The 11,796-nt window shown below is 75.3% G+C and carries 10 protein-coding genes and 1 pseudogene; all 11 read left to right on the top strand.

What is annotated here, in order from left to right; genetic code table 11:
• On the top strand, window positions 1–652 hold a 652-nt coding region (locus AB0H81_RS40470), incomplete at its 5' end, for an ABC transporter ATP-binding protein (RefSeq protein WP_358386426.1).
• Window positions 639–1,478, top strand: a complete 840-nt coding sequence (locus AB0H81_RS40465; protein WP_358386423.1) for an ATP-binding cassette domain-containing protein — start codon at window positions 639–641, stop codon at window positions 1,476–1,478. The genes AB0H81_RS40470 and AB0H81_RS40465, both read left to right, overlap by 14 nt.
• Window positions 1,475–2,956 carry an amidase gene (locus AB0H81_RS40460; protein ID WP_358386420.1) on the top strand — a complete coding sequence of 494 codons (1,482 nt, stop codon included), beginning with the start codon at window positions 1,475–1,477 and terminating at the stop codon, window positions 2,954–2,956. Before AB0H81_RS40465 ends, AB0H81_RS40460 begins: the two co-directional genes overlap by 4 nt.
• Before the next feature lie 32 nt (window positions 2,957–2,988).
• On the top strand, window positions 2,989–3,882 hold the full coding sequence (locus AB0H81_RS40455) for an amidohydrolase family protein (RefSeq protein ID WP_358386418.1): 894 nt from the start codon (window positions 2,989–2,991) through the stop codon (window positions 3,880–3,882).
• The gene (locus AB0H81_RS40450; protein ID WP_358386415.1) at window positions 3,879–5,435 is read left to right on the top strand and encodes a class I adenylate-forming enzyme family protein; all 1,557 of its coding nucleotides are present in this window, start codon (window positions 3,879–3,881) and stop codon (window positions 5,433–5,435) included. Before AB0H81_RS40455 ends, AB0H81_RS40450 begins: the two co-directional genes overlap by 4 nt.
• A gap of 89 nt (window positions 5,436–5,524) precedes the next feature.
• Entirely contained in the window at window positions 5,525–6,958 is a 1,434-nt protein-coding gene (locus tag AB0H81_RS40445) for a gamma-aminobutyraldehyde dehydrogenase (RefSeq protein WP_358386412.1), read from the top strand.
• A 76-nt stretch (window positions 6,959–7,034) separates the two neighbouring features.
• The gene (locus AB0H81_RS40440) at window positions 7,035–8,591 is read left to right on the top strand and encodes an ABC transporter substrate-binding protein (protein ID WP_358386409.1); all 1,557 of its coding nucleotides are present in this window, start codon (window positions 7,035–7,037) and stop codon (window positions 8,589–8,591) included.
• Window positions 8,592–8,593: 2 nt separating this feature from the next.
• Window positions 8,594–9,541 carry an ABC transporter permease gene (locus AB0H81_RS40435; RefSeq protein WP_358386406.1) on the top strand — a complete coding sequence of 316 codons (948 nt, stop codon included), beginning with the start codon at window positions 8,594–8,596 and terminating at the stop codon, window positions 9,539–9,541.
• Window positions 9,538–10,386 (top strand): ABC transporter permease, encoded by an 849-nt coding sequence (locus AB0H81_RS40430; protein WP_358386403.1) that lies wholly within the window; start codon window positions 9,538–9,540, stop codon window positions 10,384–10,386. Before AB0H81_RS40435 ends, AB0H81_RS40430 begins: the two co-directional genes overlap by 4 nt.
• Window positions 10,383–11,594 (top strand): ABC transporter ATP-binding protein, encoded by a 1,212-nt coding sequence (locus AB0H81_RS40425; protein ID WP_358386400.1) that lies wholly within the window; start codon window positions 10,383–10,385, stop codon window positions 11,592–11,594. Before AB0H81_RS40430 ends, AB0H81_RS40425 begins: the two co-directional genes overlap by 4 nt.
• A pseudogene (locus AB0H81_RS40420) lies at window positions 11,591–11,796 on the top strand (hypothetical protein); the annotation flags it as partial. The gene AB0H81_RS40425 and the pseudogene AB0H81_RS40420, both read left to right, overlap by 4 nt.

Raw genomic sequence — 11,796 nt, 5'->3', positions numbered from 1 at the left:
GTCGCGGCGGGCCGCCGAGGAGCGCGCGGTCCGCGTGCTGGGTGAGGTGGGGATCGCGGCGGGCGCGCGGCGGCTGCGCCAGTACCCGCACGAGCTGTCGGGCGGGCTGCTGCAACGCGTCATGATTGCCGCCGCGCTGCTGGCCGAGCCGCGCCTGCTGCTGGCCGACGAGCCGACGACCGCGCTCGACGTCACCACGCAGGCCGAGGTCATGGCCCTGCTCGACGAGCTGCGCCGCGAGCGGGGGCTGGCCCTGCTGTTCATCACCCACGACCTGGAGCTGGCCGCCGCCGTCTGCGACCGCACCGCGGTGATGTACGCGGGGCGCGTCATGGAGGTACGCGCGTCGGCGCTGCTCCACGACGACCCGCTGCACCCGTACACGGCGGCGCTGGCGGCGGCCCGGCCCTCCCTGACCCGGCGCGCCGACCGGCTGCCGGCCACGCCGGGCCGCCCGCTGTCGGCGTTCGAGGCGCCGCCCGGATGCGCCTTCGCCCCCCGCTGCGCGCACGCCCGCGACGCCTGCCGGGAGCGGCGGCCCGAGCTGCTGCCCCTCGCGGGCGGCCAGGTGGCCTGCGTCCGCGCCGAGGAGCTGCGCGGACTGCCACGCGAGCAGAACGAGGAGCCGGTGGTGTCCCATGACCGCGCCTGAGTCGCCGGAGCCCGTGCTGGAGGTCGAGGGGCTGCGCAAGACGTTCGGCGACGTCGTGGCCGTGGACGGCGTGGACTTCACCCTCCGGGCGGGCGGGGCGCTGGCCGTCGTCGGCGAGTCGGGCTCGGGCAAGACCACGGTCGCCCGCATGATCGTCGGCCTGGAACGGCCCGCCGCCGGCCGGATCACCGCCTGCGGGCGTGACCGGTCCCGGCCGGCCCGCTCGGCGCGGGAACGGCGGCGGCGCGGCGCCGAGGTGCAGATCGTCTTCCAGGATCCCTACTCGAGTCTGGACCCGCGGCAGAGCCCCGCGTCGGCCGTGGAGGAGGTGCTGCGCCTGCACACCTCCCTCGACGCCGCCGGGCGGCGCGGGCGGGTGGCGGAGCTGGCCGGGCTGGTCGGCCTCGACGAGCGGCAGATGGCGGCGGCGCCGTCGCGGCTGTCGGGCGGGCAGCGCCAGCGGGTGGCCGTCGCCCGCGCCCTCGCGGCCGAGCCGCGGGTGCTCATCCTCGACGAGTCCGTCGCCGCGCTCGACGTCTCCATCCAGGCCCAGGTCCTCAACGTGCTGGCGGACGTGCGCGAGCGCACCGGCGTGGCGTACCTGTTCATCAGCCACGACCTGGCCGTGGTCCGCCAGGTCACCGACGACGTGGTGGTGATGCGCAACGGCGCGATCGTCGAGCGCGGACCCACCGCGCGGGTGCTCGACGAGCCCGCGCACCCGTACACGCGCCTGCTGCGCGAGAGCGTCCCCCGCCCCGGCTGGCGGCCCGCCCGCCGGCTCCCCGCGGCCGGCCAGGACAACGAGCTGAAGGAGTCACGATGACCGAGACGACGCCGCGACCCGCTCCGAGGGAGCCGGTCGGCACCGGCCCGGAGGGCTGGCCCACGGCCACGGAGCTGGCCGGGCTCATCGCCCGGCGCGAGGTGAGCGCCCGGGAGGTGCTGGACGGCTACCTGGAGCGCATCGACGCGATCGACCCCGCGCTCAACGCCTTCTGCCGGGTCGACCACGACGACGCCAGGAAGGCGGCCGGCGAGGCCGACGCCCGCACCGCCCGCGCCGCGGCGACCGGCGAGCCGCTCCCGCCGTTCCACGGCGTGCCCACCGCGATCAAGGACCTGCACCCGGTGCGCGGCTGGCCGCTGTGCAGCGCCTCGAACGCCGTCGGGCACCAGGTGATGGCCGACGACGCGCCCGCCGTGAAGGCGCTGCGCCAGGCCGGCTTCGTGTTCCTGGGGGCGACGACGTCACCCGAGTTCGGCACCGTGTCGGTCACCGAGTCGGCCCGGCACGGCGTCACCCGCAGCCCGTGGGACCTCGGGCGCAGCCCGGGCGGGTCCAGCGGCGGCGCGGCGGCGGCCGTGGCGGCCGGGCTGCTGCCCGTCGCGCACGGCTCCGACGGAGCCGGCTCCATCCGCGAGCCGGCCAGCTTCTGCGGGCTCGTCGGCATGAAGCCCAGCCGCGGGCTCGTGCCGTCCGACGCCCACTACATGGAGGGCTTCGCCACCGAGGGCGTGCTGTCGCGGACCGTGCTCGACACGGCGGCCGTCCTGGACGAGCTCGTGGCGGCCCCGCGGACCACCTGGTACGAGGTGCCCCGGCCCGAGGTGCCGCTGCGCGAGCGGGCCCGGCGCGACCCGGGGCCGCTGCGGATCGGGCTGGTCGTCCAGCCGGCGTTCCCCGCCGAGGTGGACCCGCAGGCCGTGGCGCTGGTCCGCCGGGCCGCCGACCTGCTGTCCGACCTGGGGCACAAGGTGGTCGACCACCGCATCCCGGGGCTCGACCCCGAGTGGTTCACGCCGCGCTTCGACGTCCTGTACGCCACGGGCTCGGCCGACACCCCGGTGGTCGACGAGGAGGCCGTCGAGCCGCTCAACCGGACCCTGCGCGCGGCGGCGCGCCGCACCGACTCCCTCACGTACGTCACGACGATGCTGGAGCTGCAGTGGCGCTCGGCGGAGATGTACCGCGCGTGGGACGGCGAGGACGGCGTGGACGTCGTGCTCACCCCCACCAACCCGGTGCTCGCGCCGAGCGAGGGGGCGCTGTGGGAGGGGCAGGACGCCGACCCGTGGCTGCCGCTGCGGCGCGCCGAGGAGACCGCCTCCCTCACCGTCGTGGGCAACCTGCTCGGCCTGCCCGCCATCTCCGTCCCGCTGATCGAGCAGGGCGGCGGCCTGCCGCTGGGCGTGCAGCTCATCGGCGGCAGGTGGCAGGACGGCACGGTCCTGTCCCTGGCGGGCCAGCTCGAACGCGCCCACCCGTGGCGGCACCGCCGGCCCGCCGGCCTCCCGCTCTGAACCCCTCTCACCCTCATCCGGAGGAGACACCCATGGATCCGACCGCACTCTCGACGGTGATCGATTTCCGCGTGCGCGTGCCGAGCGCCGCCCGGCCCCCGCTGTCGGCCGGAGGCGACGTCTACACGCAGTACGAGGCGGTTCTCGACATCGGCGGCGGCTGGCACAAGGACATGGACACGCTGGTGGCCGAGATGGACGAGGCCGGTGTCGGCCACGCCGTCCTACACGCCGAGTACGAGCACGGCGACTACGCCGACGCGCTCAACGAGGAGGTGGCCGAGCAGGTGCGGCTGCGGCCGGAACGCTTCTCCGGCTTCGGGACCGTGACGCTGGAGCCGCTGACGATCATGCGGGCCGTGCGCCAGGTGGAGCGGGCGGCGGCGCTCGGGCTGCGCGGGATCAACGTGCAGCCGTCGTTCTTCGGCCACGCGATCGACGACCGCCAGCTCTACCCGGTGTACGCCAAGGCGACGGAGCTGGGCCTGGCCGTGGCGATCCACACGGGCGTCAACTACTCGCGGGTCCACCCCATCGAGGGCGAGCGGCCGGCCCGCCTCGACCAGGTGGCCTGCGACTTCCCGGAGGCGACGCTCATCGCCTGCCACGGGGCCTGGCCGTGGGTGCCGGAGATGGTGGCCGTGGCGCGGCGGCACCCGAACGTGCTCGTCGACTTCGGCGGCCTGGCCCCGAAGTACCTGGGCGTGCCGGGTTCCGGCTGGGAGACGATGCTGCGCTTCATGGACCGCGTGCTGCGCGGGCAGGTGCTGTTCGCCACCGACTGGCCCGTCTTCCCGCACCTGCGGGCGCTGCGCGAGTGGCACGGGCTCGGCCTGCGGGAGGAGACCCTGGACGCGCTCCTGCACGGCAACGCCGCGCGCCTGCTCGCGGCCGGGCATGATGTCCGGGAGGAGGTGGCGGTGTGAGTGTTCCCCGGTTGCCGCGCATCACCGACTACGTCCACCACTGGGCCGAGCGCCGTCCCTCGCGCGAGGCGCTGGTCGGCGAGGGCACGCGCTGGACGTACGAGCGGCTGCGCGAGGAGGTCGACCGGTGCGCCGCCGCGCTGCTCGCCGCGGGCGTCCGGCACGGCGACCGCGTGGCCCTGCTCGGCCACCCTTCGCCGGAGTCGTTCGCCGTGTTCCTGGCGGCGGCGGGCATCGGCGCGATCTGGGTGGGCCTGAACCCGAAGTACACGCTCGCCGAGCTGTCCCACGTCGTCGGCCACAGCGGGCCGGCGGTGCTGTTCGGCATGCTCGGGCCCGACGATCCGGCGCAGGCGTCCGTGCTGGACGCGCTGCGCCCGCTCGCCCCGGCGCGGGTGGTCACGTCGGGCGTGGAGCTGCCCGGCCTGTCGATCTCGTACGAGACGTTCGTCCGCACGGGCGAGTCGGTGCCCGGCGAGCTGCTCGCGTCCGCGCGCGCCCAGGTGGGGCCGCTCGACGCCGCCGCCATGATCTACACCTCGGGCAGCACCGGCCGGCCGAAGGGCGCGCTGGTCCCGCAGGGCGGGCTCGCGTTCTGCGGCGTGGTGCAGGCCGGGCGCTGGTACGGCGACGCGCCGCGCAAGCTGTGCGACCTGCCGCTCAACCACATCGGCGGGCTCGGCGACATCAGCACCTCGGTCCTCACGGCCGGCGGCACCGTGGTCTACATGCGCCGCTTCGACCCCGCCGGCGCGCTGCGCATGGTGGAGCGCGAGCGGCTGACCCACCTGTACTGCATCCCTACGCAGCTGCTGGCCATGGTGGGCACCCCCGAGTGGCGCGAGCGCGACCTCACCTCGCTGGAGCACATCCTGTGGGGCGGCGCCGCGGCCCCGCTGAGCCTGCTGCAGACCCTGTCCCGCACGGGGGCCCGGCTCGCCACCAGCTACAGCCTGACCGAGTCCACCGGCTCCGTCACCTACACCGACCCCGGTGACCCTCTGGACGTGCTGGCCTGGAGCGTCGGCCGGGTGGACCCACACTACGAGGTGGTGCTGCGCCGCCCCGACGGCGAGGTCGCCTCGCCCGGCGAGTCGGGCGAGCTGCTGGTGCGGGGCGACTTCATCACCCGCGGCTACTTCCGCGACCCGGCGGCCACACGGGCCGCGATCGACGAGGCCGGCTGGCTGCACACCGGCGACCTCGCCGTGGAGGAGCCGGGCGGCCACATCCGGCTCGTCGGCCGGCTCAAGGAGATGTTCAAGTCGGGCGGCTACAACATCTACCCGCGCGAGGTCGAGGCGGCGCTGGAGGAGCACCCTGCCGTCGCGCTCGCGGCCGTGGTGGGCGTCCCGGACGCGCGCTGGGGCGAGGTCGGCCACGCGTTCGTGGTGCCGCGCGGGCCGCTGACCGAGGCCGAGCTGCGTGAGCACGCCCGCACGCGGCTGGCCAACTACAAGGTGCCGAAGGTGTTCCGGCTGGAGGGCGAGCTGCCGAAGCTGGCCATCGGAAAGGTCGACAAGGTCGAACTGCGCCGCCGCGCCACCTCCTGAGTCACCGGGTCCCCCGCCCGGCTTCCTGCACTTCCCTTCTTCTCCCCTGCCGTTCCTCGGCGGGCTGCGACCTCATCGGAGATCCTGACATGTCCGACCTTCCTGTGCTGCACAACGTGATCAACGGCGAGCCCGCCGACCCCCTGGGCGGCGCGACGGCGCCCGTGCTCGACCCGTCCACAGGCGAGACGATCGCCCACGCCCCGCTGTCCGGTCCGGAGGACGTCGCCCGGGCGGTGGCCGCGGCCCGCGCCGCGTTCCCCGGCTGGGCCGGCACCACCCCGGGGCAGCGGGCGCGCGCCCTGCTCAGGCTGGCCGACGCGATCGAGGAGCACGGCCCGGAGCTCGCCGCCCTGGAATCGGCCAACGCCGGCAAGCCGCTGCACGTGGTGCTGTCCGACGAGATCGGCGCCATGGCCGACAACCTGCGCTTCTTCGCCGGCGCCGCCCGCTGCCTGGAGGGCCGGGCGGCCGGCGAGTACGTGGCGGGGTACACCTCGATGATCCGCCGCGAGCCGGTGGGCGTGGTCGGCCAGATCACGCCGTGGAACTACCCGATGATGATGGCCGTGTGGAAGCTCGGCCCGGCGCTCGCCGCGGGCTGCACCACCGTGCTCAAGCCCGCGCCGACGACCCCGCTGACCACGATCCGCCTGGCCGAGCTGGCCGCGGAGATCCTCCCGCCGGGGGTGCTCAACGTCGTGGCGGGCGGCAACGAACCCGGCGCGGCGCTGGTCGAGCACCCGGACGTCGAGCTCGTCTCGCTGACCGGGTCCGTGGAGACCGGCAGGTGGGTGGCCGCGCACGCGGCCGGCACGCTCAAGCGCGTCCACCTGGAGCTCGGCGGCAAGGCGCCGGTCGTCGTCTTCGACGACGCCGACCTGGACGCCGCGCTGGACGTGATCGCCGGCGCCGCCTACTACAACGCCGGCCAGGACTGCACCGCCGCCACCCGGGTGCTCGTCTCGGGCCGCCTTCATGAGGACGTGGTGGACGGGCTCGCCACCCGGGCCGCCAAGCTCGTGATGGGCGACCCGCGCGACCCCGGCACGACACTCGGCCCGGTCAACAGCGCCCGCCAGCGCGAGCGGGTGGCCGGCTTCCTCGACCGCCGCCCCGCCCACGCCGAGGTCGTCGCCGGGGGCCGGGCCCCCGAGGGGCCGGGCTTCTTCTACCAGCCCACGGTCGTCGCGGGCCTGCGGCAGGACGACGAGCTGGTGCAGCGGGAGGTGTTCGGCCCGGTCGTCACGGTCCAGCCGTTCACCGGCGAGGAGGAGGCCGTGCGGATGGCCAACGGCACGCCGTACGGGCTGGCGGCCTCGGTGTGGACGCGCGACGTCGGCCGCGCCCTGCGGGTGTCCGCCGCGCTGCGCTGCGGCTGCGTGTGGATCAACGACCACGTGCCGCTCGCCTCGGAGATGCCGCACGGCGGCTACAAGCAGTCCGGTTACGGCAAGGACCTGTCGGCGTACGCGCTGGAGGACTACACGCACGTCAAGCACGTGATGGCCGCCCTGAGCTGACCACGCCTCCCCGAACGCCCGCACCCGCGCACGGAGTCCCTTTAGTTTATCGAACGCTCGAAATCTGGTGATGGTCATGGCACGAATGAGAACCGCCGGAGCCGTCCTGCTGGCGCTGAACCTGCTCGTGGCGGGGTGCGGCGGCGGCGGGGCCGATCCGGGCGGCGGCCCGCCGGGCGGCGGCTCCCCCGGCGGGGACGCGACACCCCGGCGCGGCGGCTCCCTGACGATCCTGCGCGCCTCCGACATCGACGGCTGGGACCCCGACAAGGCGATCCAGCTCTCCACCTTCCAGACCCTCCCGCAGGTGATGGAGGGCCTGGTCGTCCCCTCCGCCGACGGCCGTTCGGTCGAGCCGGGACTGGCCGAGAGCTGGAAGCTCGACGCCAAGGCCAAGACCATCACCTTCACCCTCCGGCCCGGCCTGACCTTCAGCGACGGGCGGCCGCTCACCTCGGCCGACGCCGCGTTCTCCGTCGGGCTGTGGCGCAAGGGCCTGTCCATGGGCACGCTCTACTCGGCGATCACCGGCACCGACACCCCCGACCCGCGCACGCTGGTGGTGCGGATGAGCCGGGCGAGCACGTTCACCCTGGCCTGGCTCGGCAACGGCTCGTCCATCGTGGTCCCCAAGGACTTCGGCGGGCGCAGCCGGGCCGACTTCTTCACCCGCCCGGTCGGCGCCGGGCCGTTCGTCGTGGCCTCCTACCAGCCGGGCCGGCGAATCGTGCTCGAACGAAACCCCCGCTACCACAACCCCGGCCTGCCCTACCTCGACCGGCTCGTCTACGAGGTGGTCGCCGACCCCAACCAGCAGCTCCTGCGCTTCCAGAGCCGCCAGGCCGACGCGATCGAGGCGGTGCCCCTCGACCTCGCCGCGCAGATCCCGCGGCCGGAGCGGGTCGTCGTCCACCCGTCGGCGACGATCCACGGCATCTTCGTCAACGCCGCCAGGAAACCCGGCTCCGACCTCCACTTCCGGCGCGCCGTCAGCCTGGCCATCGACCGCGCCCGCTACATCCAGGCGGTCTTCGGCGGGTTGGCCGCCCCGGCGACCGGCGGCCTGCCGCCGCGGGTGCAGGGCTCGGCCGGCTGCGGATGCGTGTACGAGACCGGGGTGGAGCTCGCCCGCCAGGAGCTCGCCCGCTCCTCCTACCGGCCGGGCACCAAGGTCGAGCTGGTGGTGGACGCGACGACGCCGTTCTCCACCCGCGCCGGCGAGACGGCCGCCGCGCTGCTGCGCGACGCCGGCGTCGAGGTGGACCTGCAGAAGCTGGAGGTGCAGGTGCTCGTCGACCGGCAGGCCAAGGGCGACTACGACCTGTCGCTGGGTGAGGTCGGCAGCGTGTCGCCGACCGTCGGCGACATCTTCGGCCTCATCGTCGCCACCGGCGGCCTGTACTCGGGACTGCCGATGAAGACCATCTCCGAGGCGTTCGACCGGATGGACGTCGCCCGCACCGACGAGGAGCGGACGGAGGCGGTGCGCGTGGCCGAGACGTGGATCCACGACAACCTGCCCTACATCCCGGCGGCCTTCCCCGACCGGCTGTTCGCCGTGTCGCCGAAGGTCAGAGGGCTCACCGTCACCCCGTTCCTGTCCTATCCGGCCCAGCGTCTCTGGGCGGGCTGACCATGTCCGCCGGACGGCTGCGCTTCGTCGCGGTCAGGCTGCTCCAGGCGGTGCCGGTGCTGGCCGCCCTGCTGCTCGTCGTTGTGCTGCTCCAGCACCTCATGCCCGGCGACCCCGCACGGCTGCTCGCCGGGCCCCGGGCGAGCGCCGAGCAGGTGGCGCGGGTCCGCCACGACCTCGGGCTCGACCAGCCGGTCCTGACCCAGTTCTGGACGTACGCCGTCAACGTCGCGAGCGGTGAGCTGGGCCGCTCCAGCCGCACCGGCACGCCCATCGCGGAGCTCCTGCGCGAGCGCGGCGGGGTGACGGCGTGGCTGCTGACCGGCGGCCTGCTCGTCAGCGTGCTGCTGGCGGCGCCCGCGGCGCTGCTCATGGCGCTGCGGCCCCGCTCCCGCGCCGCCCGGGCGTGCGCCAGGTCGCTCACCGTGGTCCTCAACTGCCCGCCGTTCTGGATCGGCCTCATGCTCGCCTCGGTGCTGGCGCTGCGCACGGGCTGGCTGCCGGTCGGCGGGTTCGGCGAGGACCCGGGCGAGGGGGCCCGCTCGATGGTGCTGCCGTCGCTGACCGTGGGCCTCGCGGCCATGCCGCTGCTGGCGCGCAGCGGCGCCGAGAGCCTGCGCCAGGTCCTGGCCGCCGACCACGTGACCACCGCCCGCTCGCTCGGCCTGTCCGGCTGGGCGCTCGTGCGCCGGCACCTGCTGCGCAACGCCCTGCCGCCCGCCGTGACGCTGCTGGCCGTGCAGGCCGCCGCGCTGCTGTTCGGCGCGGTGGTGGTGGAGCAGACATTCGGCCTGCCCGGGCTCGGCGCGGAGATGGTCGGCGCGGCGAGCCAGCGGGACTTCCCGGTCGTGCAGGCCCTCACGCTGGTCTTCGGCACGGCCATCATCGTGATCAACCTGCTCGCCGACCTCACGGTCGCGCTGCTGGATCCGAGGACGACATGGCGATGACCCGTTCCCTCCTCCGCGCCGGGCTCCCCCTCGGGGCGCGCCTGGCCCGCCTGCCCCGCCCCGCCCGGCCGGTGGCCGTGCCGCTGCTGGCGCTGGTCGTGCTGGCCGCGGTCATGGCGCCGGTGCTCGCGCCCGCCGACCCCGCCCGGCTGACGCTGGACCAGCTGCAGCCGCCGGGCGCCGCCCACCTGCTGGGCACCGACGCGCTGGGGCGGGACGTGCTGTCGCGGCTGCTGTACGCGCTGCGCACGGATCTGCTGCTCATGGTCGTCGCCGCGGGCCTGCCCATGCTGCTGGGCACGCTCGTGGGCGCGGTGGCCGCCTACTACGGCGGCGTCCTGGACGCGGCGCTGCGCTGGACGGCCGACATCCTGCAGGCCCTGCCGGTCTACGTGCTGCTGATCGCGTTCGTGTTCGTGCTGGGCCCGGGCACGGCGTCGCTGCTCGTCGCGTTCAGCGCGCTCGGCTGGGTGGTGTACGCGCGGCTGATCCGCACCGAGGTGCGCCGGGTGCGCGAGCGCGAGTACGTCGCCGCCAGCCGGCTCCTCGGCCTGTCGCACGTCGCGGTGCTGGTCCGCCACGTGCTGCCCAACGCGCTGCGCCAGTCACTGGTCTACCTGGCCGCCGACATGGGGATGGCGCTCCAGGGCGTCGCGGTGCTGTCGTTCTTCGGGCTCGGCGTCAAGGCCGGGACACCGGAGCTGGGCGCCATGGTGGCCGAGGCGCAGCTCTTCCTGCGCAGCCACTGGTGGCTCGCCGCGTTCCCCGGCGTGGTGATCATGGTCCTCGGCTCGTGCGTCGCCTCCCTCGGCGAGCGGGCCGGGGGCGGGGAGGAGGACCGATGAGCGGGTACCCACCGCTGCTGGAGGTCGAGGAACTGCGCGTGACCGTGCGGAGGGACGGCGCGGAGCTGACCGTGCTCGACGGCGTGTCCCTCGCCGTCGGCGCCGGACAGTGCCTCGGCGTCGTCGGCGAGTCGGGGTGCGGCAAGTCGCTCACCCTGCGCGCCGTGATGGGGCTGCTCCCGCCGGGCGCCCGGACGACGGGCGGCGAGGTGCGGCTGAGCCCTCGCGACGGCTCGGCGGCCGTTCCCGTGCCCGCCGGCGGGGCGGCGGGCGCCGGGCTGGCCATGGTGTTCCAGGACTCGCACGGCTCGCTCGACCCCACCATGCGGGTCGGGACGTTCCTCGCGGGCGTGATCCGCCACACCGGCGCCTCCCGGAGCCGGACAGGTGACGCCCGTGACGCGCCGGTCGGCCGGGCGGCGGCCCGGCGGCGGGCCGTGGAGCTGCTGGAGGCGGTCGGCGTGCCGGACCCGGAGCTGCGCCTGCGCGCGTACCCGCACGAGCTGAGCGGCGGCATGCGCCAGCGCGTGGCGATCGCGCTGGCGCTCGCCACGGAGCCGCGCGTCCTGCTGTGCGACGAGCCGACCACGGCCCTGGACGTGACGCTCCAGGCCGAAATCCTGCGGCTGCTCGACGCGGCCCGCTCCGGGCGGGGGCTCGGCATGGTGTTCGTCAGCCACGACATCGGGGTGGTGCGGCAGGTCGCCGACGTGGTCGCGGTCATGTACGCGGGGCAGGTGGTCGAGGCGGGTCCGGTGGAGGACGTGCTCGCCCGGCCGCGGCACCCGTACACGCGCGCCCTCCTGGAGGCGGCGCCCACCCTCACCGCGCCACCCACCGTCGGCACGCCACCTACCCACGGCACGCCACCTACCCACGGCACGCCACCTTCCCCCGGTGCACCTCCCCCCCTTGGCGAACCGCTCTCCCCCGGTACGCGCCCGGCCCTCGGCGCGCCGCGTGAGCGGTTCCGTCCCATCCTCGGCGCGCCACCGTCACCGGCGGACTACACGGCGGGGTGCCGGTTCGGGCCGCGCTGCTCCGGGCACGAGGCGGCCTGCGCGGTGACGATACGGGGGCTGGACGCCCGGCTCCCGGGCCACCGCTCGTCCTGCGTCCACGACCAGCCCCCGGCCGGCCGCTCCTCCTCCCCCGGAGGCCCCGGCCCGCACCACACACGTGACGACCAGGGAGTGGAGGCCGGATGAGCGCGATCGTGCGGGTGGACGGGCTGGTGGTGGAGCACTCCGTACGGACCGGGCCGCTGCGGCGACAGCGGGTGCGCGCGGTCGACGGGGTGGACCTGGCGCTGGCGCGCGGACGGCGGCGAGGTGCCGTCGAAGCTACGGACCGCGGTCGCGGGCGGCTCCTCCTCGCCGGTGGAGGTGCTGAAGGACTTCGAGCGCACCT

Source organism: Nonomuraea sp. NPDC050691 (genome assembly GCF_040654455.1).
In the GTDB taxonomy this organism is placed as follows: Bacteria; Actinomycetota; Actinomycetes; order Streptosporangiales; family Streptosporangiaceae; genus Nonomuraea.
This window is presented reverse-complemented; position numbering and strand designations above follow the sequence as displayed.